This window comes from Plastoroseomonas arctica, from assembly GCF_018128965.1.
Classification (GTDB): domain Bacteria; phylum Pseudomonadota; class Alphaproteobacteria; order Acetobacterales; family Acetobacteraceae; genus Plastoroseomonas; species Plastoroseomonas arctica.
Map to the genome: position 1 here is coordinate 46,865 of NZ_JAAEDH010000005.1, position 25,643 is coordinate 72,507.

The 25,643-nt window shown below is 70.4% G+C and carries 22 protein-coding genes; 5 read left to right on the forward strand and 17 right to left on the reverse strand.

Going from position 1 to position 25,643, the window contains the following annotated elements; translation table 11 throughout:
- Nucleotides 1-117 precede the first annotated feature (117 nt).
- Nucleotides 118-1,278, reverse strand: a complete 1,161-nt coding sequence (locus GXW79_RS06120; protein WP_246503771.1) for an efflux RND transporter periplasmic adaptor subunit — start codon at nt 1,276-1,278, stop codon at nt 118-120.
- A 222-nt stretch (nt 1,279-1,500) separates the two neighbouring features.
- Between GXW79_RS06120 and GXW79_RS06125 the strand changes: the two genes are divergently transcribed.
- From GXW79_RS06125 to GXW79_RS06135, 3 genes are all read left to right on the forward strand, one after another.
- Entirely contained in the window at nt 1,501-2,085 is a 585-nt protein-coding gene (locus GXW79_RS06125; protein WP_211873470.1) for a TetR/AcrR family transcriptional regulator, read from the forward strand.
- Nucleotides 2,086-2,269: 184 nt separating this feature from the next.
- The gene (locus GXW79_RS06130) at nt 2,270-4,132 is read left to right on the forward strand and encodes an autotransporter assembly complex protein TamA (RefSeq protein ID WP_211873471.1); all 1,863 of its coding nucleotides are present in this window, start codon (nt 2,270-2,272) and stop codon (nt 4,130-4,132) included.
- A gap of 5 nt (nt 4,133-4,137) precedes the next feature.
- Entirely contained in the window at nt 4,138-7,812 is a 3,675-nt protein-coding gene (locus tag GXW79_RS06135; RefSeq protein WP_211873472.1) for a translocation/assembly module TamB domain-containing protein, read from the forward strand.
- A 25-nt stretch (nt 7,813-7,837) separates the two neighbouring features.
- On the opposite strand, the gene GXW79_RS06140 is transcribed toward GXW79_RS06135, so the two are convergent.
- The 16 genes from GXW79_RS06140 to GXW79_RS06215 form a co-directional block, all read right to left on the reverse strand.
- On the reverse strand, nt 7,838-9,235 hold the full coding sequence (locus GXW79_RS06140; protein WP_211873473.1) for an alpha,alpha-trehalose-phosphate synthase (UDP-forming): 1,398 nt from the start codon (nt 9,233-9,235) through the stop codon (nt 7,838-7,840).
- Nucleotides 9,232-11,028, reverse strand: a complete 1,797-nt coding sequence (locus GXW79_RS06145; protein ID WP_211873474.1) for a glycoside hydrolase family 15 protein — start codon at nt 11,026-11,028, stop codon at nt 9,232-9,234. Before GXW79_RS06145 ends, GXW79_RS06140 begins: the two co-directional genes overlap by 4 nt.
- Entirely contained in the window at nt 11,025-11,780 is a 756-nt protein-coding gene (gene otsB, locus GXW79_RS06150; RefSeq protein WP_211873475.1) for a trehalose-phosphatase, read from the reverse strand. The genes GXW79_RS06145 and otsB overlap by 4 nt, the downstream gene beginning before the upstream one ends.
- Nucleotides 11,781-11,920: 140 nt before the next feature.
- Entirely contained in the window at nt 11,921-12,670 is a 750-nt protein-coding gene (gene soxA / locus GXW79_RS06155; protein ID WP_246503772.1) for a sulfur oxidation c-type cytochrome SoxA, read from the reverse strand.
- On the reverse strand, nt 12,667-12,987 hold the full coding sequence (soxZ, locus tag GXW79_RS06160; protein ID WP_211873476.1) for a thiosulfate oxidation carrier complex protein SoxZ: 321 nt from the start codon (nt 12,985-12,987) through the stop codon (nt 12,667-12,669). The genes soxA and soxZ overlap by 4 nt, the downstream gene beginning before the upstream one ends.
- 1 nt (nt 12,988) lies before the next feature.
- The gene (locus tag GXW79_RS06165; RefSeq protein WP_211873477.1) at nt 12,989-13,429 is read right to left on the reverse strand and encodes a SoxY-related AACIE arm protein; all 441 of its coding nucleotides are present in this window, start codon (nt 13,427-13,429) and stop codon (nt 12,989-12,991) included.
- On the reverse strand, nt 13,426-13,842 hold the full coding sequence (soxX, locus tag GXW79_RS06170; protein ID WP_211873478.1) for a sulfur oxidation c-type cytochrome SoxX: 417 nt from the start codon (nt 13,840-13,842) through the stop codon (nt 13,426-13,428). Before soxX ends, GXW79_RS06165 begins: the two co-directional genes overlap by 4 nt.
- Complete coding sequence (locus GXW79_RS06175) at nt 13,829-15,058, reverse strand: NAD(P)/FAD-dependent oxidoreductase (protein ID WP_211873479.1); 1,230 nt, start codon at nt 15,056-15,058, stop codon at nt 13,829-13,831. The genes soxX and GXW79_RS06175 overlap by 14 nt, the downstream gene beginning before the upstream one ends.
- A complete protein-coding gene (locus GXW79_RS06180; protein ID WP_211873480.1) occupies nt 15,055-15,324 on the reverse strand; it encodes a c-type cytochrome in 270 nt (89 codons plus the stop codon). Before GXW79_RS06180 ends, GXW79_RS06175 begins: the two co-directional genes overlap by 4 nt.
- Complete coding sequence (locus tag GXW79_RS06185; RefSeq protein WP_211873481.1) at nt 15,324-17,519, reverse strand: xanthine dehydrogenase family protein molybdopterin-binding subunit; 2,196 nt, start codon at nt 17,517-17,519, stop codon at nt 15,324-15,326. The genes GXW79_RS06180 and GXW79_RS06185 overlap by 1 nt, the downstream gene beginning before the upstream one ends.
- 14 nt (nt 17,520-17,533) lie before the next feature.
- Nucleotides 17,534-17,998 carry a (2Fe-2S)-binding protein gene (locus GXW79_RS06190; RefSeq protein ID WP_211873482.1) on the reverse strand — a complete coding sequence of 155 codons (465 nt, stop codon included), beginning with the start codon at nt 17,996-17,998 and terminating at the stop codon, nt 17,534-17,536.
- Nucleotides 17,999-18,277: 279 nt separating this feature from the next.
- The gene (locus GXW79_RS06195) at nt 18,278-19,126 is read right to left on the reverse strand and encodes an SDR family NAD(P)-dependent oxidoreductase (RefSeq protein ID WP_246503773.1); all 849 of its coding nucleotides are present in this window, start codon (nt 19,124-19,126) and stop codon (nt 18,278-18,280) included.
- On the reverse strand, nt 19,095-20,264 hold the full coding sequence (locus GXW79_RS06200; RefSeq protein ID WP_211873483.1) for a zinc-dependent alcohol dehydrogenase: 1,170 nt from the start codon (nt 20,262-20,264) through the stop codon (nt 19,095-19,097). The genes GXW79_RS06195 and GXW79_RS06200 overlap by 32 nt, the downstream gene beginning before the upstream one ends.
- Before the next feature lie 234 nt (nt 20,265-20,498).
- Nucleotides 20,499-21,746, reverse strand: coding sequence for a serine hydrolase domain-containing protein (locus GXW79_RS06205; protein WP_211873484.1), 1,248 nt, complete (start codon nt 21,744-21,746; stop codon nt 20,499-20,501).
- Between the two features lie 69 nt (nt 21,747-21,815).
- Nucleotides 21,816-22,553 (reverse strand): alpha/beta fold hydrolase, encoded by a 738-nt coding sequence (locus tag GXW79_RS06210; protein ID WP_211873485.1) that lies wholly within the window; start codon nt 22,551-22,553, stop codon nt 21,816-21,818.
- 1 nt (nt 22,554) lies between these two features.
- Nucleotides 22,555-23,502 (reverse strand): aldo/keto reductase, encoded by a 948-nt coding sequence (locus GXW79_RS06215; protein WP_211873486.1) that lies wholly within the window; start codon nt 23,500-23,502, stop codon nt 22,555-22,557.
- Nucleotides 23,503-23,632: 130 nt separating this feature from the next.
- On the opposite strand from GXW79_RS06215, the gene GXW79_RS06220 reads away from it, so the two are divergent.
- On the forward strand, nt 23,633-24,415 hold the full coding sequence (locus GXW79_RS06220; protein ID WP_211873487.1) for an enoyl-CoA hydratase: 783 nt from the start codon (nt 23,633-23,635) through the stop codon (nt 24,413-24,415).
- Between the two features lie 75 nt (nt 24,416-24,490).
- Nucleotides 24,491-25,639 (forward strand): iron-containing alcohol dehydrogenase, encoded by a 1,149-nt coding sequence (locus GXW79_RS06225; RefSeq protein ID WP_211873488.1) that lies wholly within the window; start codon nt 24,491-24,493, stop codon nt 25,637-25,639.
- Nucleotides 25,640-25,643: the final 4 nt, after the last annotated feature.

The window sequence follows — 25,643 nt, forward strand, 5'->3', positions numbered from 1 at the left end:
ATGACGCGCGCGCTGCGCGCGCTTGGCTTCGCGCCCTGTCAGGGCGTGAATGGTTGGCAGGGTGGTCCGGACGTATCCGGCCGCTGTGCGGCCAGTGCGTCCGGGGCAGCGAAAGGCTTAGTCGGCAGAGGCCAGCGGGGCAGGGCCGATGCGGCCGGCTTGCGCTGTGACCGGCGTTCCCGGGCGGGCGCGGTGCAGGCCGCCGATGATCACGCGGTCCTGCGGCGTGAGTCCCGAACGGATGACCCGGAGCCCATCGACCAGCGCCCCGAGCTGCACGGGCTTGGGCGCGACCACGCCCTGCTCGTTGACCGTCAGCACCATGCGCCCGCCCTGATCGGCGAGGATGGCGGAATCGGGCACCAGCAGCGAGGTGGAATCGCCCACGAAAAGCCGCAGCCGCGCGAAGCTGCCGGGCACCAGCAGGAAGCCGGGGTTCTGCACCACGGCGCGGCCGCGGATCGTCCCGCTGCGCGCATCGAACACGCTGTCGACGAAATCGAGCTGGCCACCGCGTGAGAATTCCGTCTCGTCGAGCAGGCGCAGCTGCACCGGCGTGCCGTCCTGCGCGCCGCCGGGGCGCATGCCACCGGCCGCCGCGCGGGCGTAACGGAGGTACTGCGCCTCGCTCGCGTCGAACACGGCATAGACCTGGTCGAGCGCCACGAGCGTGGTCATCAGCGTCGTGCCCTGCTGGACGAGGTTGCCGGCATCCACGCGGCGGTCGCTCACGCGGCCGTCGCGCGGTGCGCGGATCTCCGAGAATTCTAGGTCGAGCTCGGCCTGGCGCAGCGAGGCGCGCACCGCGGCGAGGCCTGCCTGCGCCTCGCGCAGCGTGCTGCGGCGATTGTCCATGTCCGCCTCCGAGGAGAAGCGCTGCGCCACCAGCGGGGCGTAGCGGTTCACCTGCTGCTCGGCGACGTTCACCCGGGCCTCGTTGCGCGCCACCTCGGCCCGCGCCGTGGCCACGGCGATCTGGAACGGCCGCTGGTCGAGGGTGAACAGCAAATCGCCGGCGCGAACCGGGGCGCCGTCGCGGAAATGCACCTCCATCACCTGGCCGGACACGCGCGGCCGGATTTCGACACGTGCGAGGGGCTCGATGCGGGCGGTATGCTCATCCCATTGCGGGACGGAGCGGGAGACGGGCGTCGCCACCGTCACCGGCGGCGGGCCCGCCGGGGGGCCTTGTGCAAAGGCGGGCGAGGTGGTGCCGACGGCGGCCAGGATGGCGAGCGCCGCGACGCCGTGACCCGCCCGGCCGGTGCTCGCGGCCAAAGTCTTCGTGAGCCAGGAAAACCAAGGCGTATCGCGGGGATTTTTGACTGGGGTGCTTGCAGGGCTCTTGTGTTGAAGGATCGACATTGCCATTCTCCGAGGGCGGATGTTACCGACCGGTTCGTCCCTATATAGAAGTTACCGGTCAGTCACATCAAGAGCAAAGTTTGCTGCACCGCAAAACGTTACCGCCGGATCGCGGAGAAAAGGAGTTCACCCATCATGTCCGAGGCCACGGCCACCAAGCCGAAAGCCGCGCAGCGCATCCAGAGCGCTGCCAAGGACCTTTTCTATCGCCAGGGGATCCGCGCCACGGGCGTCGAGGAGGTGTGTCGCGTCGCCGAAGCGACGAAGATGAGTCTCTATCGCGCCTACCCGAGCAAGGACGCGCTGATCGCGGCGATCCTGCGCGACGACGCCGCCGAGTGGGATGTGTGGTTCACCGAAGTGACGGCCGATGCGCCTACGCCCGCGGGCAAGCTGCGCGCTCTGATGGTCGCCGCCTCCCATGAAATGGAAGACCCGGAGTTTCGCGGCTGCCCCATGCTCCTGGCCCAGGCAGAATTTCCCGACCCCGAGCACCCGACGCATCGCCTGGTCGCCGCCTTCAAGACGCATGTCTGCGACAAGCTGGTGGATCTTGCGCGAGAAGCGGGTGCGGCCGAGCCCCGGCGCCTGGGCGAGTTGCTGTGCATGCTGTTCGACGGGGCCTGGTCGAGCCTGCCCTATCTGGGCGGCAAGCGCGCCGGTGAGGTGCTGCGCGACGGCTCCGATATCTTTTTGAGGGCCTTTCTGCCAGCCGGGTAGGCGCGGTCCGCAGCCCGGTAAGTCCGCTTGGTGCGCGCGGCGGTAGGCCGCTGAGACAACGCGCGGCGCCCCATCCGGTCCTAGCGCGCAATTGACCGCGCCTGGGCTGTTTTCCCCGGCCACATCGCGGCTGGAGCGGGTTGCGGGGCTGTAACACCCGCTACGATCGATTAAGTTGGCGGAGATGACCAAGACGTCGCATTTCCGCGCCGCAGCGCGGAGCGCTGTCACCTGGGTGTCGTTGCTGTTTGCTGCGATGCAGCCGCTGTCAGGCGTGGCGCAGGACCCCGCCGCCGAACCCGCTTCGGAACAACCCGCCGGCCTTGCCCATGCCGTCACCGTCCTGCCCTCCGGCGACGAGGCGGTGGACGAGCTTCTGCGTGCCGCCTCCGGACTGATCCGACTGCGTGCGCGGGCCCCTACCGACGCATCGGGACTCCAGGCGCGCATGCTGGCGGAGCCGGACCGCCTGCGCCTGGCGTTCGAATCGGAGGGCTACTGGGCCGGTCGCGCGACCGTTGCCCTGCGCGGCGCGCCCGATGGGGCGCCCCCCCCCACCATCGCGGAGGTGGAGGCGGCGCCGCGGCCGGTGAACATCGAACTCCGTCCTCGCCTTGGCCCGCGCTACACCATCCGCAGCGTGGTGACGGACGGCGCTGATCCGATCGCGCTGGCTGCCGGTCAGCCGGCGCGCGCCGATACCGTGCTGGCCGTGCAGTCGCAGGCCCAGGCCGGCTATCGCGCCGCGGGCTACCCGCTCGCGCGCATCGAGCGCCAGGTGACGGTCGACCATGCCGCCCGGGCGATGGATGTGCGCTTCCTGGTCGCGCGCGGTCCGCTGGCGAGCGCCGTGGTCGCGACCATCGAGGGCAGCGTCGGTGTCCGGCCGGAGATCGCGCAGCGGGTGGCCGCGACGCGCCTCGCGGCCAACCCCTACAGCCCCGAACTGATCGCGCAGACCAGGTCCGACCTGCTCGCTCTCGGCCCCTACGGATCCATCCGGGTCGAGGAGGGCACGGCACTCGACGCCGATGGACGCTTCCCGGTGACCTTCCGCGTGCAGGACCGCCCGTTCCGCGCCCTGACCGGCTCGGCGGGCTACGAGACGAATTTCGGCGCGACGGTCGGGCTGGGCTGGGAGCATCGCAACCTGCTCGGGGGTGCCGAACGGCTGACCATCGAGGCGGAGGCGCGGCGCCTCGGCAGCGCGTTCGACCGGACCAATGCGCGCCTGACGGGAACGTTCCGCCTGCCCATCCCGTTCGACTACGATGGTGCGCTGGTGAGCAGGCTTTCGTTCAACCGCGACCGCCTGGATGCCTTCGACCGCGACGCGGTGGAAGCCTCGATCCTGTATGAATGGCGCCTGAGCCGGCGCTGGACCGCGAGTGCCGGCCCCACGGCGGAAATCGGTCGGACGGGCCCGTCCGAGGGCGAGCTCCGGCCTTCCAACCTCGTGGGCTTCGCCATGAATGCCCGCTACGACAGCACCGACAGTCCGCTCGATCCGCGCCGCGGCATCCGCCTGAACCTGAACGTGACGCCGAGCTACTCGATCAGCCGATCCGAAGCCTACATGCCGACCCGCGCCACGGGTTCGACCTACATCGACCTCAGCGGCAATGGCCGGAGCGTGCTGGCCTTTCGGGCAAGCCTCGGTTCGTTGCTCGGCGCCGACGCGCCCAACGTGCCGCCGGCGCAGCGCCTCTATGCCGGCGGTGGCGGCTCGGTGCGCGGCTTCACCTACCAGAGCATCGGGCCACGCGACGCCCGCGACCGCCCGGCCGGTGGCGCCAGCCTGCTCGAGGGATCGGTCGAGTTCCGGCAGCGCTTCGGCGCGAGCCTGGGCGGCGTGGTCTTCGTGGATACCGGCGCGGTCGGCACGGATGCCTTCGCGCCGACGGACTCCCTGCGCGTCGGCGCCGGCGTCGGGGTGCGCTACTACACGGCCTTCGGGCCGGTGCGGGCCGACGTCGCCGTGCCCCTGGTGCGCCAGCCCGGCAGTTCCGGCTACGGCCTTTACATCGGGATCGGGCACGCCTTCTGACACGCATGGTCCGGTTCCTCCTCCGTGCGCTGGGTGTGCTGATCCTGCTGCCGGTGCTGCTGATCATCATCCTCGCGACACCCTGGGGTGGCGCGCAGCTGGGTCGCGTCGCCATGTGGGCGGTGCCGGGTCTGACGCTCGAGGGCGTCGAAGGCCCGTTGCCGTCGCGGCTCTCCCTCGCGCGCGCCGAGATGGCCGACGCCGATGGACCCTGGCTGCTGCTGGAGGGCGTCCGGCTCGACTTCGACTGGCTGGCCCTGTTTCACCGCGAGGCGCATGTGTCCCGGCTCAGCGCCGCCCGGGTCCGGATCGTGCGGCTGCCCGCCGGGGAGACGCCTGCGCCCGTGCCGGAGGAACCCGCGGCCATCACGCTGCCGGAGCTGCCGCGGCTGCCCGTCGCCATTCGCCTGGATACGCTGCAGGTGTCCCGCCTCGAGTTGGGTGAGGCTGTCCCCGGTGGGCCGGCGGTGCTCTCGGTCGACGGCGCGGTGCAGGTCGCCGACACCGAGGCGGTGGCGCGGCTTGCGGTCACGCGCCTTGATCAGCCGGGCACCATCCAGCTCGATGCGCGGCTCGCCGACGGCGCACTCACGGCCCGGCTGGACGCGGCCGAGCCCGCCGGTGGTGTGCTGGCGACGATGGCGGGCCGCGCGGAGGCCAGCTTCGAGGCTCGCTTGCGCCTGGAGGCGGGCCGCTGGCGCCTCGGCGCCCAGCTCGGCGACACCGGACTGGAAGGCGAGGGCACCCTGGACGTCGCGGGCGGCCTCGCCTTGACCGGCGAGCTGCGGGCGACGCCCGGCGCCTTCCTGCCGACGACGTTGCAGCCCCTCGCCCGGGAAGTGGTCCTCGGCATCGCGCTGCGCCAGGCGCCGGACGCGAGCTGGACCGTCGAGCGCCTGGCCGTCACGACACCCGCCGGTCGTTTGAACGGTTCCGCCCGAGCGGGTGCCGACGGTAGTCTTTCCGGAACCGGGCGGCTGGACCTCGCGACGCCGGAGGTGTTTCAGGCCCTGCTCCTACCAGGGCTTTCCTGGGCGTCGGCGCGCCTCGATGCGCGTCTCGGCGGCACGCTCGCCGCGCCCTCGGCCGAAATCGACGCGGCCATCACCGAGCCACGCACGGGCACGCCCGCCGATCCCCTGCTTGGGGATAGCGTCACCCTGGCCGCGCGGGCGGCCGAGGGCGGCCGGGCGGTGCGCATCGCTCTCCGTGCCGCGCGCATCGAGCTTGCGGCCGAAGGCGCCGCCGTGGGCGACCTCGATCTCGCCATCCGCGGCAGCGTCGTCGATCCACCCAGCGCCGAGGGCCGGGTGACGCTGGAAGGGCGCGTCACCGGCACCGCCGAGGCCCCGCGCGCCCGGGCCGTGCTGCAGACGGAGCACCTGCGCGCCGGCGGCCGCCTGGTGGAAGCGCTGCGTCTGGCGATCGACGCTCGTCTTGACGCGCTGCATGCCGAGGCCGAAGGACGGCTGGACCGCCAGCCGCTGACCCTGCGCCTCGACGCCGCGACGGCGGATGGCCGCTTCCGGGTGAGCGGCCTCGACGCCGGCTGGGCCGGGGCGACCGTGCGCGGCGAGGGCGAGGGCCCGGTCGGCGGCCCCTTTGCCGGCGCGCTGGACCTCACCTTGCCCGACCTGGCGCGCTTCGCGCCTGGGCTCGGCGGCCGGCTCACGGCCTCGGCGCGCGCCGTCGCCATCCCCGGCGCCACCGGCCCGGCGGCGCAGGGCCTCACCTTGCGCGTGGAAGGTCCGGCACTGCGGCTGGGCGGCCAGCAGGGCCGCGTTGCGCTGGAAGCGAATGGCACGCTCGCGGCCACAGAGCTGCGCCTGAGCGCGGCGAATGCGCAGGCGGGTCTGGAGGCCGCGGCGCGCATCAGCATCGGCGACGCGATCGAGGCGGCGATCAGCCGGCTCGAGCTGCGCGCCGGTCCCGAATCCGTGGCGCTGCAGGGCGGCGCGCGGCTGCGGCGCGAGGCGAATGGCGACATCACGCTGGCCTCGGCGCGCTTCATCTCGCCGCGCGGCGGCAGGCTCGTCCTCCAGGCACAGACCCGCGGCGATGCGCTGACGGCGCGCGCGGAACTCACGGCGCTGCCGCTGGCGCCGTTCAGCGGCGGTGCGGCCGAAGGCGTCTTGTCGGGCGAGGTGACCGCCAGCGGGCCACTCGCGAACCCGGACGCCCGGTTCAACCTGCGAGGAACGGGATTGCGTGCGCTCGCGGCACCCACGCTGCCTCTCGCGCAGCTGACGGCAACGGGAACCGCCTCGGCCACCGCGGCCCGGCTCGAAGCGCGGCTCGACGCTGGGCCGGGCATCGCGCTGACCCTCGAGGCGGCGCAGCCGCGGGGGCTCGGCGCCGACGCCGCGACCGAGGCACGGCTGCGTGGGCGCCTAGATGTCGCCGTGCTCACCGCCCCGGTGCTGGCCGGCAGCGCGGCCCGGGCGAGCGGGCGCGCCACGCTCGACCTGCGCGTCTCGGGCACGCCCAACGCGCCGCAGCTTTCCGGCAGCGCCGAGCTCGCCGGCGGCCGCTATGCCGATTCCGAGCTGGGCGTGCAGATCAACGACATCACCGCGCGATTGAGCGCCGCGGGTCAGCGGCTGGTCGTCGAGCGCTTCGCGGCGACGACGCCCGGCGGCGGCCGGCTCGCGGCCGAGGGTTGGGTGGAACCGCTGGGCCAGGATATTCCCGCTTCCCTCACCTTCACCGCCGAGCGCGCGCGGCCAGTGCGGTCCGAGCTGGCCGAGGTGTTGTTGAACGCGAACCTGCGCGTCGCCGGTCCGTTGATGGCAGGCGGCCGTCTTTCTGGCCGCGTCGACTTGCTGCGCGTCGACATCCGCATCCCCGAGCAGCTCGCCGCGAACATCCCGCAGATCGGTGCCGTGCGGGAGGTCGGGCCACGCCCGCCTGGCCGCCCGGCGCCGGTGGCTCGGGGCAATGCCCGGCCGGGGCCACCGCCAGGCCCGCCCCTGGGGCTCGATGTGACCATCAGTGCGCCGCGCGCCATCTTCGTGCGCGGGCGCGGACTCGAATCCGAATTGGGCGGCGAGATCACCGTGCGCGGCAACCTCGCCGCGCCCCTGCCCGAAGGCAGCTTCCGGCTGCGGCGCGGCAGCTTCGATCTCGCCGGGCGTTCGCTGAACCTCACCCGGGGCGTGGTGAGCTTCGACGCCGGCACGCTGATGCCGAGCCTCGACTTTCTCGCCAGCACGCGCAGCCGGTCGCACACCATCACGCTCGCCATCACCGGCCAGCCCTCGGCACCGCAGCTCACCCTCAGCGCAGTCCCGGAGTTGCCGCAGGACGAAGCGCTGGCGCGGCTGCTGTTCGACCGGGAGACAAGCCGCCTGTCGCCATTCGAGATCGCGAGCCTGACGCAGGCGCTCGGGCAGCTTGCCGGCGTGATCACCGAAAGCCAGACCCCCGCCGCGCGCATCCGGGCCCTGCTGGGGCTCGACCGCCTCTCGGCCGGGCAGAGCCAGCAGGGCGGCGGGGCCACGGTGGAAGCGGGCCGCTATGTCGCGCCGGGCGTCTATGTCGGCGTGAGGCAGGGGACCAGCACCGCCACCCCGGGCGTGAACGTGCAGGTCGAGCTCACGCCCCGGCTGCGGCTCGAGGCGGAGACCCAGACAGGCGAGGCGGGCGACCGGCTCGGCCTGAGCTATTCCTACGAGTATTGAGGAGCGGTCCGCGGATCCGCGCAGCTCAGCCTGGGGGCAGGGGATGCGGCCGCGCCGCCTCCAGCGCCTCGGTGAAGCGGCGGCGCCACCAGATCACGTCTTCGGCCTCGATGTTGTCCATCAGCCTGCGCCAGCGGGCGATGCGCTCGGCGAGCGGCATCGCGAGCGCGGTCGCGATGGCGTCGGCCATGTCTTCGGGCGAGTGCGGATTGATCAGCAACGCGTCGACCAACTGTTCGGCCGCCCCGGCGAAGCGCGACAGGATCAGCACGCCCGGGTCCGCCGGGTCCTGCGCGGCGACGTATTCCTTCGCGACCAGGTTCATCCCGTCGCGCAGCGGCGTGACCAGCCCGATCCGCGCGGCGCGATACATCCCGGCGAGCTGGTCGCGCCGATGGCCCTTGTTGACGTAGCGGATGGGCACCCACTCGGCGTCGGCGAATTCGCCGTTGATCCGCCCGGACAGCGCATCGAGATGCGCGCGGATTTCCTGGTAGCTCTGCACGTCGGCGCGTGACGGCGGCGCGATCTGGAGCAGGAACACCGCGCCGTGCTGGTCCGGATGCGAACCCAGGAAACGCTCATAGCCGAGGAACCGCTCCTCGAGCCCCTTCGAATAGTCGAGACGATCGACGCCGATGATCATGGTGCGGCCATTGGCGCTGAGCCGCATCCGCTCGAAGACGCCCAGCGCGACCTCGCTGGTCGCGCTGGCGCGGAACTCGGCGGTATCGATCCCGATCGGGCAGGCGATGGCGCGGATGGTGCGACCCTCATGGGTGACGCTGCCATCCTCGCCGAACTCCGCGTCCAGCTGCACGCGCGCATAGTCGCGGAACGCCTCGAGCGAATCCAGCGTCTGGAAGCCGACGACGTCGTAGGCGAAGACCGATTGCACGAGCTCGCGGTGGCTGGGCAGCGACAGCAGCAGCGGCGTCGGCGGCCAGGGAATATGCAGGAAGAAGCCGATGCGATTGCGGCAGCCGCGCTCGCGCAGCTTCTGGCCCAGCGGGATCAGGTGGTAGTCGTGGACCCAGACAAGGTCCTCCGCCTCGATCAGCGGCGCGACGGTGTCGGCGAAGCGCGCATTCACCCGCTCGTAGCCGCCGGCGAAGCCACGCTCGAACTCGGCCAGGTCGACCCGGTAATGGAACAGCGGCCACAGCGTGCGGTTGGCGTAGCCGTTGTAGTACTCGTCGATATCCTGCGCCTCGAGGTCGATGGTCGCCGTCGTCACGCCGAAATTGCGCTGGAAGTTGATGTGGCCGGAGAAATGGGCGGTCTCCTCGCCCGACCAGCCGAACCAGATGCCCGTGCTCTCCCGCAGCGCCGCGGCGAGCGCGACCGACAGCCCGCCCTGCGCGCCGCCCACATCCGACGTCGGCACCGAGACGCGGTTCGAGATGATCACCAGACGGCTCATCGGACGGAGCTCCAGGGCTTGCTCAGCAAGCAGGCGCAATTGATCAAGCCGACAAGCGAATAGGTTTGCGGATAGTTTCCCCACAGCTCGCCGCTCAGCGGGTCGATGCCCTCGGAGAGCAGCCCCGCCGGCGTGCAGCGCTCGATCATCTCCTCGAACAGGGCGCGGGCATCGAGGATGCGGCCGGTGGCGTGCAGCGCCTCGATGAGCCAGAAGGTGCAGAGATTGAAGGCGGTCTTGGGCAGGCCGAAATCATCCTCGGTCGCGTAGCGCAGCATGGTGGAGCCGCGCCGAAGCCCCGTTTCCACCGCTTCCAGCGTCGCGCGGAAGCGCGGGTCGGCCGGGGTGAGGAAGCGCAGGTCGAGCAGCTGGATCAGGCTCGCGTCGAGATCATCGCCGCCGAAGGTCGCCGACAGCCGCTGGGTGCCTTCGCGCCAGGCGGCGGCTTCGATGGTGGTGCGAATGGCGGCCGCACGCTCGCGCCAGAACGCCTCGCGGTCCGTAAGGCCGAGCGTCGTCGCGGCGTTGGCGAGCCGGTCGCAGGCGGCCCAGCACATCGCCGAGGAATAGGTGTGGACGTTGCTGCGCGTGCGCAGCTCCCACAGCCCGGCATCGGGCTGGTCATGCGCAAGCCAGGCGCGTTCGCCGACCATCTCGAGCGCGCGGAAATCCTCCATCCCCGCCATCCGGTACAGCCGCTGGTCGAAGAAGGCCTGGACGTTGGAGAGCACGATCTGCCCATAGGCGTCGTGCTGGACCTGCTCATAGGCCTGGTTGCCGACGCGGACCGGACCCATGCCGCGATAACCGTTGAGGCCGGTCTCCATCCGTTCGGTGAGCGCGGCGGTTCCGGCCACGCCATAGAGCGGCTGGATATGGCCGCCCTTCGCGTTGTCCACGATGTTGCGCAGGTATTCGAGGTAGGTTTCCAGCACGTCTAGCGCGCCGAGGCGGTTCAGGGCCTGGACCGTGTAGTAGGCGTCGCGGATCCAGCAATACCGGTAGTCCCAGTTGCGCTGGGAGTCGGCGCTTTCGGGGATCGATGTCGTCAGCGCGGCGACGATCGCGCCGGTCTCCTCGTGCTGGCACAGCTTCAGCGTGATTGCGGCACGGATCACCGTGGTCTGCCATTCGATCGGCGTCGCGAGACCGCGCACCCAGTGGCGCCAATCGGCAACGGTGCGCTCGAACATGGTCTCGACCGTCTCGGCGACATCACCTTCGAAGGTCTCGTCCGGACCCAGGAAGAAGTACAGCGGCCGCTCGACGCGGAACAGCCGTTCATCCTCGATCCATCCGACGGGCGCGGTCGTCGTCAGGCGCAAGGTCATGTCGTCGAGGATGTAGCGGATGTGGTTCGACCCGCGGGTCCGCTCGGGATCGGCGCTGCCCCAGGCACGCGCCGGTCGAAGCCGCAGGCGGACGCGCGGGCTGCCGGCGACGGGCCGGACGATCCTGACGAAGGCCACCGGGCGATAGGGGCGATGATGGCGGCTGAAGCGCGGGCAGAAATCGATGACGTCGATGACGTTGCCATCCGCATCGGCGTGGCGAGTCGTCAGCACCGGCGTGTTGCGCACGTAGCGCTGCTTGGTGGATGTCACCCCGTCGAGGTCGATCTCCCAGAAGCCGCGCGCGCCATCGCCCGCGCGGGGCTGGTCATCGAGCAGGGAGCAGAAGGCGGGATCGCCATCCACCCGCGGGACGCAGGCCCAGGAGAAGCGGCCGGCGCGATCGACAAGGGCGGAGACCTGGCAGTTGCCGATCGGCCAGAGATCGAGCGAGGCGGTCAAGCCATGCCCCCCGCGAGCCAGGATCGCACCGCCGCGGGGTTGTCCAGGCGATAGGCCGCGGCCGTCGGACGCGGGTTCCCGACGAGGATGCCGGTGCCGCCGAGTGCGCGTGCGGCTTCGAAGCCGGCCTCATCGGTCAGGTCGTCGCCCAGGAAGACCGGCTTCGTTCCGGCCATGCCGGCACGCTGCATCAGACGGGTGACGGCGACGCCCTTGTCGCTTCCCGGGATGCGCGCCTCGACCATCATCTTGCCGGCCTGAACGGCAAGCCCGGACGCGGCGGCCAGCGCTTCGACGAGGGTCCGCGCCTCGCCTTCGAAGCCGGGGGCGAGGCGGTAATGCAGCGCGACGCCGAAGCTCTTCGGCTCGACGAGCGCCCCGGGATGGCGCGCCGCCGCGTCGCGCATGCGCGCCTCGACGGCGTCGAGGCTGCGCGGACGAAGGGGCTTCTCCTCGCCACCGTCGAAACGGTGTTCGCTGCCATGGCTGCCGGAGATCGCGAGCATGCGCGCGACGGGGCCGATCAGGGCGTCGAGTTGCGCGATAGAGCGACCGCTGACGATGGCCACGCGAGGGCCGTAGTGCCGCGCGAGCGCTGCTAGCAGGTCACGCAGCCCGGCATCGACAAGGACGGCGTCCGGCGTCGCGGCGATCTCCACGAGCGTTCCATCGAAATCGAGAAACAGGCTGGAGGATTGCAGGAGCGCTTCGGGCGGCGGCGGCAATTCGGGCGGAAGACGGGTGAGAGACATTGTCGCTCCGGAGAATGCGCGGACATTAGGCGCGCGATGCCGTGTTTCAAACAGCGCACGGGACCGGTCGGTGCTGATAATTCGTTGATGGGGAGAACCGTTCCAGCTGCGGCGAGGCTCCAGCGCCCGCTACGCAGGGCTCATGGCCGCACGGCGGGCGTTTCCATCGCCATGCCCGCGGCCCTTCGCATGAGGAAGGCTTCGATCGCGATGTATTCGGGCGCGCCGTAGCGGAACGGCTCCGCGCGCACGCCCGTCATGCAGCCACGCAGGCGTCGTTGCAGCGAGCCGAGGCCTTGCCACTCCAGGCGATAGAGCGGATAGCCCGTGGGATGCGCCTGCGGGATGGTGCTGCTGCCCAGGCGTCGGCCGGCATTGTCGTCGTGGCACTGTGCGCAGGACAGATCGAGCTGCCCGCGGCGCTCGGCATAGAGCGCCGCACCTTCCGCCACCGCGGGCGCCAGGCGGGGATCATCCGGCGGGGCGATCGGCAGCCCCCGAGACTGCAGGCCGACATAGGCGGACAGCGCGAGGAGCCCGGGCGATTCCCGGTCCAGCGGCGGCGCGCCCTGACGCTCCGCGCGGCACTGCGCGATACGTCCGGCCAGGTCGATCGGTGCGCCACGCGCATCGTCCCAGGCGGGGTAGCGCGCCGCGACACCCGGCATCGAGGTCTCCGCAGCGCTGTGACAGGATGCGCAGGAGAACCCGGCCGCGCCGGCGGCGCCGGACCACAGCGCCTCGCCCTCCTGCACCCACAGCATGGCGGGGTTGGTGGCGTCGTCGCGCTGCAGCGCCTGGGTCTCGCGCGCCATGTCCTCGAAGCTGGAGCGACGCTGCTGGGCCGCGGCAGGGAGGCAGCACAGGAGCATCAGCAGGCAGCGCTTCATGCGACCGCGATTCGCCGCGTCTCGGTCTGGTCGAAGCCATTATCGCCTTCCCAGCGCAGCGTGAGCGTGCCGCTGGCGGCGACAACCATGGTGAATGACAGGAAGGGGTTGGCGGCGATGGCCGGCGAGAACTCGGCGGCGAAGACGGGCTCGTCGTCGAACCGCGCGGTGAAGCGTCGCAGGATATCGCGCGGAACGACGTTGCCGTCGGCGCCGGGGCGATAGCCGCTCTCCATCCCATGCTGGATGAGGGTGCGGATGGTGATGGTCTCGCCAGCGTGGATCTCGCGCGGGATGTTGATCAGGACGCGGGCCATCTCAACCCTCCAGGCAGGCGGCGAGCGTCACGATGACCTGCGCGCTGTCGGACCAGAACGTGCCATCCGAGAGGGCCGCCACCGCAAGCAGACGCTGTGAGGTCGCGAGCCGGATATGCGTGGCGAGCAGCGCCTGACCCGATCGCGGCGAGTAGTGCGCCGTGATGACGTGCGGCTGCGGATTTCGCTCGTTGAAGATGGCGATGGCGCTCACATGGTCGGCCTCGCTCATCGGGCTGTCGACGATGACGGAGAGCGGCACGGTGTTGCCGTTCTCGACCAGCGGGGAGATGTCCATCGCGACGCGGCCGGGCGTTACCGCGGCGCCACCGGTGAACTCGCGCAGCGCGGCCGCCATGGCCTCGGGAGAAGCCCGGGCGGTGGCCGGCGGCAGCAGCAGGGTGGGTGCGGCAAGGAGCAAAAGGCGGCGGGGCGTGTTCATGGGCTCTCCTCACGCAGCGTGACCAGGAAGGCAACCACGTCCTCGATGTCCTGGGCCGCCAGGATGGTGCGGCCTTGCAGCGCAGGGGCCACGCGGTTCAGCCCTTCGGTGCGGTAGTAGGAGGGCATGATGCTGGCCGGATTCAAGCGCCGCGAATCCATCAGCCGCAGCCGGAGCTCCGCCGCATCCCATCGCGCCCCGGCGCCGGCGAGGCTCGGTGCCAGGTTGCCCTGGAAGCGCTCCTCGGGGAACGGCCCGGCATGGCACAGCAGGCACAGCCCGCGCATGCGGTCGGTGATGATGGCGCGACCTCGCGCCGCATCGCCCGGCATGTCGGTGAGGGGTTCGGGCAGCCCCTGCGCCATGGCCGGAAGCGCCAGCAGCAGCGCGACCAGGAGGCTAGCCGAACGCATCGGTGGTGATGGTCTGGAACCAGTCCTCGGCGTAGTGCGCCTCCGCCTCGCGCGTGGTGGGCGGCGCGTTGAGCGGGGAGGTTCCGCCGGCGCCAGGGACGTCGGTCAGCAGCCCATTCGCCGGCCGGTAGACGCCGGCGATCGAGATGCCATAGCCGGGTGCGACCAGGCTGTAGCAAGTGTTCAGCAATCGCGGTGTCTGCACCGGCGTGCCGCGCAGGAGCGCGGCAACCGCGGCGGCGCAGACGCGCCCCTGGGCATTTGCCGCGAAGGCGGATTTCGGCATCGCACCCGCAATGGCGGCATCGCCGATCACGTGCACCCCAGGCACGAGGCGCGACTCGAAGCTCTCCGGATCGATCGGGCACCACAGGCTGCGATCGGCAACGGCGAGCACGCGTGCCAGGTCGCCGGCGCGCTGCGGCGGGATGACGTTGATGACCGCACCGTCGTGGTCGCCGAAATCGGTCGTGACGCGGCGCGCGCCGACATCCACGCCGGTGACCTTGCCACCGCCGGAGAGCGGCACGTATTCGAGGATGCCGGGATAGAGCGCGGCCCAGGCGGCCTCGAACAGCCGCTGCTTCGAGAATGCATCCTTCGCATCCAGGACCAGCAGCTTGGACCTGGGCTTCCGCGTCTTTAGAAAATACGCGATCAGGCTGGCGCGTTCATAGGGCCCGGGTGGGCAGCGATAGGGGTTTTCGGGAACCGTCATGATGACGGTGCCACCATCCTCCATCGCGTTCAGCTGACGCGCCAGCAGCTCGGTCTGGGCGCCCGCCTGCCAGGCATGCGGAAGCGTCTCGCTCGCCGCCTCGGAATAGCCGGGCAGCGCATCGAAGCGCAGGGTGATGCCGGGCGAGACCACCAGGCGGTCGAACGGCAGCCGCGTTCCGTCGCCGAGCACGACCTCGCGCCCCGCGACGCCTGTCGCCGTGCCATGGACCACGGTGATGCCGGCGCGGCGAAGACCCTCATAGCCGAAGCGCAGCGTCGAGATCGGGCGCAGCCCGGCGATGACGGCATTGCTGAACGGGCAGGAGGTGTAGGTCTCGCGCGCCTCGACCAGGGTCACGGCAATGCCGTGGCCTTGAAGCGCGCGGGCACAGCTGGTGCCGCCGAAACCCCCGCCGATGACCACGACCTTGGGCACAGCCTGCGCCAGGGCAGGTGCGGCCAGCAGCATCGGCAGGGCGCGCCGGGTGAGCTTCATCGCACGATCCAGGCGGCGATCGCCTGGCTCTCCTCCTCGGAGAAGCCCTTTGCGAGGCGGTCCATCAGCGTCGCCGGGCGGCGCCCCTCGCGGAATGCGCGCATCGCCTCGGCCACGTCAGCCGGGTCGCGTCCGCGCAGCGAAGGGATCGCGGCATCGGTGCGCGTCGACGCATGGCACCCGAGGCAGGTCGAGGCACCCGGCGGTGCCTCCTGCGCCATGGCCATGGCGGGCCATGCCAGCAGCGCCAGCAGGCGCCAGCGCATCAGGTGCGCCGCAGATCCGCGTCCTGCAACGGCAACTGACGGATCCGCTTGCCGGTCGCCGCGAAGATGGCGTTGAGCACGGCCGGCGCGGCGACCGCGATGGTCGGTTCGCCGACGCCGCCCCAGAAGCCGCCGGAAGGCATCAGAATCGCTTCCACCTTCGGCATCGCGTCCATCCGCATCACCGGGTAGCTGTCGAAATTGGTCTGCTCGATGCGCCCATCCTTCACGGTGCAGGACCCGTAGAGCGCGGCCGAGAGGCCATAGACGAAGCTACCCTCGACCTGCGCCGTGATCTGCTGCGGGTTGACCGCGTAGCCGGGGTCGGTGGCGGCGACGATGCGGTGGATCTTGAGCGCACCCGCATCGCTGACCGAGACCTCGGCGCAGGCCGCGACATAGCTGCCGAAGCCATGCGTCTGACAAAGCCCGCGGAACACGCGCTGCCCGCCGACATCCGGCGCCGGCGTGCCCCAGCCGGCGCGCGCTGCAACCGCGTTCAGCACGGCCAGGTGCTTGGGGTAATTGGCCATCAGCGCGCGGCGGAATTCGAGCGGATCCTTGCCGGCGGCATGCGCCAGCTCATCCATGAAGCATTCGAGGTAGATGGCGTTCTGGTTCAGGTTGACCCCACGCCAGAAGCCCGGCGGCACATGCGGGTTGCGCATGGCGTGGTCGATCAGCAGGTTGGGGATGCCGTAGCCGATATCGGCCTCGCCGCCGGCATTGTTGAGGCCCTGGAAGACCACCGGGTCGCGCCCGTCGCGGATGTTCTGCGGGAAGATGCCGGCCACGATCGATTGGCCGGAGATGCGCATGTGCAGGCCAGAGAGGTTGCCCTGCGCGTCGAGCCCGGCGGTGAGCTTGCACATGGTGACGGGGTGGTAGCGGCCCTGGCCCATGTCCTCCTCACGGGTCCACAGCAGCTTCACCGGCGTGCCGGGCATCTGCTTGGCGAGATCGACCACCTGGCGCACCCAGTCATGCACCGCGCCGCGCCGGCCGAAGCCGCCGCCGAGATGGATCTTGTGCACCTCGCACCGCGCCGGCGGCAGGCCGGCGGCCTCCGCAGCGGCGGCGTGCGCGGCCTCGCCATTCTGGGTCGGCGTCCAGACTTCGCAGCGCTCCGGCGTCCAGACGGCAGTGGCGTTCATCACCTCCATGCAGGCGTGGTTCTGGTGCGGGACGCCGTAGATGGCCTCGACCTTGCGTGGCGCCGCGGCGATGGCGGCGCGGGCATCGCCGGCCTGATTGCCGACGGCGGCCTGCGGGGCATCGAGGCCCGCGCGCATCACCTCGGCAAAGCTCGCCGAGGAGGCGGTGGCGTGCTCGCCCTCATCCCAGGTGATGGTCACCGCGTCGAGCGCGGTCTTGGCGCGCCACCAGGTGTCGGCCACGACGGCGACGGCGTAGTCACCCACGCGCAACACGCGCTTCACGCCGGGCATGCGCTCGGCGGCCGTGCTGTCCACGGCGCGCACCTTGCCGCCGAACACCGGGCAGGCGCGAATGGCCGCGTTCACCATGCCTGGCAGCTTCAGGTCCATGCCATAGACTTGGCTGCCGTTGAGCTTGGCGCGCGTGTCGAGGCGCGGGACGGGCTGGCCGGCGATCTTCCAATCCGTCGAGGCCTTCAGCGGCACCTCGGCCAGCGCCGGGGCGGACAGGCGGCCCGCGGCTTCCGCCACCTGGCCGTAGGTCACGGTGCGCCGCGTCGGCATGTGGGTGATGACGCTCGCGGCGGCGGTGCACTCGCCGGCCGGAACGCGCCAGGCATTAGCCGCCGCCTGCACCAGCATCATGCGGGCCGCCGCACCGCCCTTGCGCACGTATTCATGGCTCTCGCGGATGCCGCGGCTGCCGCCGGTGGACATGTTGCCCCAGACGCGACCGCGCGCGAGGTTCTGCCCGGGCGTCGGGTACTCGGTGGTGACCTTCGCCCAGTCGCATTCCAACTCCTCGGCGACGAGCTGGGCGAGGCCGGTGAGCGTGCCCTGGCCCATCTCGGAGCGTGCGATGCGGATGACGACCGTGTCGTCGGGCTTCACCACGACCCATGCATTCACCTCGGGCGAGGTCGGCGCGGCCGCGGCGGCGGTCTGCGCGCTGGCTTTGGGGATGTGGAAGCCGAAGGTGAAGGCGCCCAGCGTGGCGCCGAGAACCGCGCGGCGGCGTGGCTTGGTGATGGCGTTCATGTCTCTGCCCCCCCTCAGCCGGCCGCGCCGGGGCCGGTCGTCGCGCGCTGAATGCCGGCGATCACCCGATTATAGGTGCCGCAGCGACAGATATTTGTGATCTCCTCGCGGATCTGCGCCTCGGTCGGGCGCGGCGTCGCGGCCACGAGCGCGGCTGCGGCCATGATCATGCCGGGCTGGCAAAATCCGCATTGCGGCACGTCCAGCGCCAACCAGGCTTGTTGGATCGGATGGCTGCTGTCGGGCGAAAGGCCCTCAATGGTCACGATCTTCTGGTTCTCATCGAAGGCGGAGACGGGCATGGAGCAAGACCGCGTCGCTGCGCCATCCACATGCACCGTGCAGGCGCCGCATTGGGCGATGCCGCAACCATACTTTGTCCCGGTGAGGTTGAGCTGCTCCCGCAGCACCCACAGCAAAGGCGTATCGCCTTCGACCTCGACTTCGATTGTGCGTCCGTTGACGTTGAGCTTGGCCATTCTGTCCCTCCGTCACTGCGCGCCCGGCGCACACCGTCTTGGTGATCGGCTGCGGACGCTAACATCGGGCAACGGGCGACTGCAACGCCTCTCGCGGCCGAGCTTGGACGCAATGCGAGGTCCTAAGTGAGTTGAACTCCGAACCCCTCAGCCGGTGTGGCCTCGCGCCGCTGATGGGTGGCCGCGGCTACTTCATCGATGCCACCCCTCTGATACACGACGCCCTTCCTAGGCCTCGCCACCGTGCACAATCTTCGCATGCCGCGCTATCGCGGCGCGTCATTCCCCATCTTTGGGCTTTGACATCCCGCGATGCATCTCGGCCGTCACCGCGGCCGGCAACACGTTGGCGACCGCCGATTGGATCTTGTTCTTCAGGCCGGCCACGACGTCGCCATCGCCGCGCATCATCGCATCGTAGCCGACCTTCGCGACCATGGCGGGATCGTCCTTCTTCGCTTCGCCGACCTTGGTGTTGAGCATCCCGGCGCGTTCGAAGAATTCCGTCTCGGTGGCCCCGGGCATCAGGCACGTCACGGTCACCTCGGTCTCCTTCAGCTCGTTGCGGATGGCCCAGGAGAAGGAGTTCAGGAAGGCCTTGGTGCCGTTGTAGACCGCCTGAAAACTGCCCGGCATGAAGCCCGCGATGGAGCCCGTGATCAGGATCCGCCCGGCGTTGCGCGCGCGCATCGCCTGGCCGATCTTCTGCACCAGGTAGATGGTGCCGGTGATGTTCGTATCGACGACCCTGCGCACCTCTCCAAAATCCTGGTCGAGGAAGCCGTGGCCGAGGCCGCGCCCTGCGTTTGCCAACAGCGCATCAACGGGGCGCCCGCCGATGGCACTGAGCAGGGTGTCCACGCCCTCAATCGTCGCGAGATCGGCCTGCACCGTCTCGATCATCACGCCGGGCGCGCGCAACTCCACGGCCGCAGTTTCAATTTCTGCCTCGTCGGCAGCGATGACCAGGTCATAGCCACCTTCGACGCACTTCTTGGCCAGTTCCAGACCGATGCCGGTCGAAGCACCGGTGACGATGGCCAGGGGCCGTTTGCCTTCAGACATGAGTGCCATTCCTTCTTTCATCACCGACCGATCAGGGCTTGAGAACCACCTTGATGCAGCCATCCTTCTTGTCGCGGAAAGTCTTGTAGAGGTCGGGTGCATCCTCGAGCCCGGCGCGATGGGTGATGACGAAGGAGGGATCGATCTCACCCTTCTGGATGCGCTCCATCAGCATCGGCAGGTATCGCTGCACTGGCGTCTGCGCCATGCGGAACGTCAGCCCACGGTTGATCGCGGAGCCAAACGGGATCTTGTCGAGGAAGCCGCCATAGACACCGATGATCGAGACCGTGCCGAAGTTGCGGCAGCAGTTGATCGCCTGGCGCAGCACATGCGGGCGGTCGGTGCCCATGAAAGTCGCGGTCTTGATGCGATCCAGAACGGAATCGAAGCTGGCCGTCGCATCGGCTTCGGTGCCCACGGCATCGATGCAGGCATCGGCGCCGCGGCCATGCGTGCGCGACTGGATCTCGTCGTAGACATCGACCTCGTGGAAATCGAGCGTCTCGGCGCCACCGTCGCGGGCCATCGCCAGGCGCTCGGGCACGGTGTCGATCGCGATGACGCGTTCCGCACCGAGCAGGAACGCACTGCGGATCGCCATCTGGCCGACCGGGCCGCAGCCCCAGACGGCAATCGTGTCGCCGCGCTGAATGTCGCAGAACTCCGCGCCCATGTAGCCGGTCGGGAAGATGTCCGAGAGGAACAGCGCCTGCTCGTCGCTCATGCCGTCGGGGACCTTGATCGGTCCGACATCGGCGAAAGGCACGCGCACGTACTCCGCCTGGCCGCCGCTGTAGCCGCCGAGCAAATGCGAGTAGCCGAACAGCCCCGCCGGGGAATGACCCCAGAGCTTCGCAGCCAGCTTCGCGTTTGGGTTGGAGCGTTCGCAGCCGGAGAAGAAGCCCTTGGCGCAGAAGAAGCATTCGCCGCAAGCGATGGTGAACGGCACGACGACCCGATCACCCACCTTCAGCGCCTTGTTGTCGCGGCCGACCTCGACGACCTCGCCCATGCATTCATGGCCGACGATGTCGCCGCTCTCCATGCTCGGGATGATGCCGTTCATGAGGTGAAGGTCGGAGCCGCAGATGGCGCAGGCGGAGACCTTGATGATCGCGTCGCGACCATCCTCGATTTTGGGGTCTGGCACTGTCTCGCAGCGCATGTCCCCTTTGCCGTGCCAAGTGATCGCTTTCATGACGCATTCCCGTACGAGTGGCGTTGCGGGCTAAAGCCTGGCCTTGCGCCGCGTTGCATCACTGGGAGAGGCGTCGAGATCACGATAACCGGCAACGCCATGCAGCCAAGAAGCTATATTGCGCTGGACTTGATGACGCACGGGACCGGCAGCGCCGGCGCATGATCACGCGCCCAATTGGCGCGTTACGATGTCGCGAAGATGAGGCGGCGCTCCGGGAGCGCCGTCTGACGCTCAGTCATCCAGCGCCTGGTACACAAGCGCATTGATCACGCGACGGTAGTACTGCCGCAGCAGCCCCGGCGTCGCGGCCATGAACACCACCGCCAGATCCTCGTGCGGATCCACGAACATCGCCGTGCCATAGGCGCCGTTCCAGCTGAACATGCCGGGATTGCCGAGCAGCGCGCTGCCGCCCTCGCGCCGCACCGCGACGGTCAGGCCGAAGCCCCAGTTCACCATGTTGCCTTCGGTGCCGGTGAGGTTGTTCGCGATGCCGGCATGCATGTGGTCGCGCGTCATCTCGGCCACGCTGGAGCGGGAGAGGATGCGCGCCTCGCCGAGCCTGCCGCCCGCGAGCAGCATCTGCGCGAAGCGGAGGTAGTCATGCGCGGTGGAGACGGCGCAGCCGCCGCCGCAGTCGAAGCGCGGCTGGACCAGGCCCATCTCCACCTGCTGCGGCTGGCGCGTCGCGGGGTCCGTCGGCAATGGCGTGGCATAGCGCGCGCGGCTGGCCTCGGGCACGAGGAAGCCGGTATCGACCATGCCGAGCGGGCGGAACACGCGGGCCTCCAGCACCTCGCCAAGCCGTTGCTCCGTCACCTGCTCGACGACGAGCCCGAGCACATCGATCGAGAGGCTGTAGTCCCAAGTGCTGCCGGGCTGATACAGCAGCGGGAGGGAAGCAAGCTTCGTGATCAGCCCCGCGGCGTCGAACTCCCGCGCCGCGCCGCTTGACGATGGCGGATAGAGCCGGTGCAGCGCCGTGGTGCCGCGCGCGCCATAGGTGATGCCGGAGGTGTGGCGCGCGAGATCGATGAGCGTGATCGGGCGCGTCGCAGGCACCAGGCGTTCCGGATTGCCATCGACCGCGACCTGGCGATTGCCGAGCTGCGGGAAGAAGCGCGTGATCGGGTCACCGATCGACAGGCGGCCCTCCTCGAGCAGCGTCAGCATGGCCACGCCGGTGAGCGGCTTGGTCATGCTCGCGATGGGGAAGATGGCGTCGATCGGCATCGGGCGCGTGCGTGCGCCGTCGAGATGGCCGAACGCCTCGTAATAGGCGAGGCGGCCCCGCCGCGCGATCGCGACGACCGCGCCGGGCAATTGCCCGCGCGCGATATCGGCCTCGAGCGTGGTGCGGATGCGCCCGAGACGCTCGGGTGAGAAGCCGAGGCTCTCGGGTGTCCCGCGCGGCAGCGGGTCGGCCGCCAGGGCAGGCAGGGCGAGCAGGCCGATCGCGGCCAGTACCAGCATTCTCATGGACCGGTTCCTCTGCGAGCCGCTTGAGCGCGGCCCTTGCGCCGATCCTAGCCCACGGGGCGGGGGCCGCTAGCCCTCCGGCTTGTGCCGGCGGAGGAACGCCACCACGCCGGCTTCCTGCGCGGCAAGGTGCTCCGGCCCGCGCCACGGCGTCAGCACCTCCACGCCCGGCAGCAGGGCCGCGAGTTCCGTACTGGTCACCGCGGGGTGGGGGACGTCGGTGCCTGGCAGCAGCATCGTGGGCACCGGGCAATGGCGGGCCACGTCGCGGCCGACGCAGAACACGAAATCGCCTCCCCACATGTTCGCGCCGAAGGACGCGAGGGCCTCTTCGTCCAGTTCCGGCCGCGCCTCGCGCTGCTCGCGGCTCCATTCGCGGTGGCTGTCGGGAAAGTAGGTCGGATGGTCGGGGTTCCAGCCGATCGGGTTCTGCAGGACCGCGGCCGTGACGCGCGTCGGTGCAGTGGCCACGGCGTTGAGGCAGAAGCTGCCGCCGATGCAGCCGCCGAGCACATGGAAGCGCGCGAAGCCCAGCGCGTCCATCAGCGCCAGGTGGTCGGCCGTGTAGGTGTGCCAGCCATGGTCGGCCTCGATCGCCGCGCGTGACTGCCCGGCATTGCGCTGGTCCATCGCGACGGCGCAGAAGCCCGCCGCCGGGAGGGCGCGCGTCCAGTCGACCCAGGGGCGCGTGCCGGGCCACATCTCCATGCGCGAGCGCAGCCCGCCCGGCGCGAAGAGCAGCACCGGGAAGCCCTCGCCATGCACCTCGTAGTGGATGCGGCCATCGGGGCGCTCGAGGAATGCCATCTCAGGCGCTCGCCGCGTCGAGCATCGCGATCGCCTCGGCATCGAGCGTGAGTGCGGCTGCCTTGGCGAGATCCGCGAGCTGGTCGAGTGTCGTCGCGCTGGCGATGGGTGCCGCGAGACCCGGCCGTCCCTTGAACCAGGCGAGTGCCACCTGCGCCGGCGTGGCATTATAGCGCGCGGCCGTCTCGTCCAGCGCGGCGAGCACGCGCAGGCCCTTGGCGTCGAGGTATTTGCCGGCACCGCGTGCGCCGCGGGGGCTCTTGCCGAAATCGGCCTCGCTCCGGTACTTGCCGCTGAGAAAGCCCGAAGCGAGCGAGTAGTACGGGATCACGCCCACCCCCTCGGCGGCGCAGAGCGGCAGCAGGTCCGCCTCGATCCCGCGCTCCAGCAGGTTGTAGTGCGGCTGCATGGTCTCGAACCGCGGCAGGCCCTGCGCGGTGCTCGTCGCCAGCGCTTCCTTGAACCGCGCGGCCGAATAGTTGGAGGCGCCGATCGCGCGGACCTTGCCTGCCTTGATCATCATATCGAAGGCGCCGAGCACGTCGGCGTGTGGCGTGACCTCGTCGTCGCGATGCGCCTGGTAGAGGTCGATCACGTCGGTGCCGAGTCTGCGGAGCGAATCCTCGACCGCCGTTGCGAGCCAGGCCGGCGAGAGGCCCTTGCCCTTGCCCGGCATCTCCATGCCCGCCTTGGTCAGGATCAGCACGTCATGCCGGCGGCCGCGCGCCTTCAGCCACTCGCCCATGATCGTCTCGGACTCGCCGCCGGTGTTGCCGGGCACCCAGTACGAATAGACGTCGGCGGTATCGAGCGCGTTCAGGCCGCTCTCCACCAGCGCATCGAGAAGCCGGAAGGACTGCGCCTTGTCCACCGTCCAGCCGAAGACGTTGCACCCGAAGATCACCGGCGGAACCGTGATGCCCGAGCCGCCCAGCTTGACCTTGTCCATCTGTCTCTCCTGTCTGTCGCCGCCGGGCGCATCCCAGCAGATGCCGGCGGCGCGGCCTAGCCCGGGGGCATCCGGGCTGGATCGGCGGCGCGGTTCGGCCGATCATGGCGGGAGCGAACGGGAGCATGCCATGAGCGAGATCGAAGTCACCGATGATGACGGGCTGCGCAGCATCCGCATCGCCCGGCCCGAGAAGAAGAACGCCCTGACGCGCGCGATGTATGCGGCGATGGCGGAAGCACTCGACGAAGCGGCGACGAGGCCGTCCGTCCGCGCGGTGATGATCACCGGCGGCACCGAATGCTTCACCTCCGGCAATGACGTCGGCGACTTCAAGGCGCGCGGCGATGCCATGTCGGATGCGGCGTCCCCGGCGCAGGCCTTCCTCGCCGTGCTGCGCGCCTGCCCGAAGCCGGTGGTCGCCGCGGTGGCGGGCTACGCCATCGGCATCGGCACCACGCTGCTGCTCCACTGCGACCTGGTCTACGCCGGGGAGAATGCCGTCTTCCGCATGCCCTTCGTCGATCTCGGCCTTTGTCCGGAGGGCGGCTCCTCCCTGCTGGTCCCGCAACGTGCCGGGCAGCTGCTGGCCAACGAGCTGCTCATGCTTGGCGACGCCTTCACGCCGGCGACAGCGCTGCGTGCGGGCATCGTCAATGCCGTGGTCCCAATCGGCGAGCTGATGGCGACCGCGGAGACGGTCGCGCGGCGCTTGGCCGCGAAGCCGCCCTCGGCGATCGCCGCGACCAAGCGCCTGCTTCGGCAATCGGGCGCCGCGCCGCTCTCCGAGCACATGGAGGCGGAGTTCGCCCGCTTCGCGGCGCTGCTGCGCGGGCCCGAGGCGGCGGAGGCCGTGGCGGCGTTCCAGGAGAAGCGCAAGCCCGACTTCAGCCGCTTCAATGCCGCGGAGTAGCGGGCGCGCCACCGCGGGCCCGCTTGCCCGGATGCGATCGGCGCCGCATCCTCGCCGCCTTGCAAAGGACGAGCGATGAGCGCGCATCTCCATCAATGGCCCGCGCAGGGCCGCGTCCATCACGGCGTCCCGCTCGCCGAGGCGCTGCCGCGCGAGGTTGCCGGCGCGGAGCGCGTCATCCTGGTCACCACGCGGTCGCTGGCGGGCGGCGCGCTGGTGCAGGCCGCGAAAGCCGCCATCGGCGCCCGGCTCGCAGGCGTCTTCGCAACCATGCGCGCCCACAGCCCGGTGGAGGATGTCCTGGCCCTTGCCGCGCTGCTGCGCGCCGAGCGGGCGGACCTGGTCGTGGCGGTGGGCGGCGGCTCGGTCATCGACGGCAGCAAGGTGGCCTGCCTTGCAGCCTGGCAAGCGCTTGTCGACCACGCGTCGCTGATCGGCGCGGCGACGTCACGCGGCAGCGAGCCTGCCTTCTGGGACGGCGCAACGCCGACACCGCGCATTATCGCCGTGCCCACGACCCTGTCCGCCGCCGAGTTCGCGCCGCATGCCGGCTACACCGATCTCGTCGCGGGGCGGAAGTACCGCGCGCTCGATCCGTGGATGGTGCCGCGCGCGGTCATCCTGGACCCGGCTGCGACGCTGGAGACGCCGGCAGCGCTGCTGCTCTCCTCGGGCATCCGCGCGCTTGACCACGCGGCGGAGCGCTGGTGCTCGACGGCGCCGCAGCCCTTCTCCGACGCGGTGTCGCTGCAGGCGATGGAGATGCTGGCCGAGCACCTGCCGCGCGTGCATCGCGCACCGGACGACCTCATCGCCCGCGCGGCCTGCCAGCAGGCGGCGTGGCTTTCGGTGATGGGTGGCTGGTCGGGCGTGCCCGTCGGGGCGAGCCACGGCATCGGCTACATCCTGGGTGGCGCGAAGGGGGTGCCGCATGGGATCACCTCCTGCCTCATGCTGCACGCCGTGATGCGCTGGAACGCGCCGGTGAACGAAGCGCGGCAAGCCCGCGTCGCGCAGATCCTCCGGGCGGAGGCAGCGGGACCCGGCATTGAGCGCTTCGTGCGCGCGCTCGGCCTGCCCACACGGCTGTCGGAGCAGGGGATCGGCGCGGCGGATATTCCCGGCCTCGCCGCGCGCTGGACCGGCGACGCGCCGATCGCCACCAACCCGCGCCCGGTGCGCGACGCGGCCGACGTCGAGGCGATCCTGCGCCTCGCGGCCTGACACA

What these genes read in the sequence shown, in the direction of transcription:
- GXW79_RS06125 (WP_211873470.1), top strand. Translation starts at nt 1,501, where the DNA reads ATGTCCGAGGCCACGGCCACCAAGCCGAAAGCCGCGCAGCGCATCCAG.
- GXW79_RS06130 (WP_211873471.1), top strand. Translation starts at nt 2,270, where the DNA reads ATGACCAAGACGTCGCATTTCCGCGCCGCAGCGCGGAGCGCTGTCACC.
- GXW79_RS06135 (WP_211873472.1), top strand. Translation starts at nt 4,138, where the DNA reads ATGGTCCGGTTCCTCCTCCGTGCGCTGGGTGTGCTGATCCTGCTGCCG.
- GXW79_RS06140 (WP_211873473.1), bottom strand. Translation starts at nt 9,235, where the DNA reads ATGAGCCGTCTGGTGATCATCTCGAACCGCGTCTCGGTGCCGACGTCG.
- otsB (WP_211873475.1), bottom strand. Translation starts at nt 11,780, where the DNA reads ATGTCTCTCACCCGTCTTCCGCCCGAATTGCCGCCGCCGCCCGAAGCG.
- soxA (WP_246503772.1), bottom strand. Translation starts at nt 12,670, where the DNA reads ATGAAGCGCTGCCTGCTGATGCTCCTGTGCTGCCTCCCTGCCGCGGCC.
- soxZ (WP_211873476.1), bottom strand. Translation starts at nt 12,987, where the DNA reads ATGGCCCGCGTCCTGATCAACATCCCGCGCGAGATCCACGCTGGCGAG.
- GXW79_RS06165 (WP_211873477.1), bottom strand. Translation starts at nt 13,429, where the DNA reads ATGAACACGCCCCGCCGCCTTTTGCTCCTTGCCGCACCCACCCTGCTG.
- soxX (WP_211873478.1), bottom strand. Translation starts at nt 13,842, where the DNA reads ATGCGTTCGGCTAGCCTCCTGGTCGCGCTGCTGCTGGCGCTTCCGGCC.
- GXW79_RS06175 (WP_211873479.1), bottom strand. Translation starts at nt 15,058, where the DNA reads ATGAAGCTCACCCGGCGCGCCCTGCCGATGCTGCTGGCCGCACCTGCC.
- GXW79_RS06180 (WP_211873480.1), bottom strand. Translation starts at nt 15,324, where the DNA reads ATGCGCTGGCGCCTGCTGGCGCTGCTGGCATGGCCCGCCATGGCCATG.
- GXW79_RS06185 (WP_211873481.1), bottom strand. Translation starts at nt 17,519, where the DNA reads ATGAACGCCATCACCAAGCCACGCCGCCGCGCGGTTCTCGGCGCCACG.
- GXW79_RS06190 (WP_211873482.1), bottom strand. Translation starts at nt 17,998, where the DNA reads ATGGCCAAGCTCAACGTCAACGGACGCACAATCGAAGTCGAGGTCGAA.
- GXW79_RS06195 (WP_246503773.1), bottom strand. Translation starts at nt 19,126, where the DNA reads ATGGCTGCATCAAGGTGGTTCTCAAGCCCTGATCGGTCGGTGATGAAA.
- GXW79_RS06200 (WP_211873483.1), bottom strand. Translation starts at nt 20,264, where the DNA reads ATGAAAGCGATCACTTGGCACGGCAAAGGGGACATGCGCTGCGAGACA.
- GXW79_RS06205 (WP_211873484.1), bottom strand. Translation starts at nt 21,746, where the DNA reads ATGAGAATGCTGGTACTGGCCGCGATCGGCCTGCTCGCCCTGCCTGCC.
- GXW79_RS06210 (WP_211873485.1), bottom strand. Translation starts at nt 22,553, where the DNA reads ATGGCATTCCTCGAGCGCCCCGATGGCCGCATCCACTACGAGGTGCAT.
- GXW79_RS06215 (WP_211873486.1), bottom strand. Translation starts at nt 23,502, where the DNA reads ATGGACAAGGTCAAGCTGGGCGGCTCGGGCATCACGGTTCCGCCGGTG.
- GXW79_RS06220 (WP_211873487.1), top strand. Translation starts at nt 23,633, where the DNA reads ATGAGCGAGATCGAAGTCACCGATGATGACGGGCTGCGCAGCATCCGC.
- GXW79_RS06225 (WP_211873488.1), top strand. Translation starts at nt 24,491, where the DNA reads ATGAGCGCGCATCTCCATCAATGGCCCGCGCAGGGCCGCGTCCATCAC.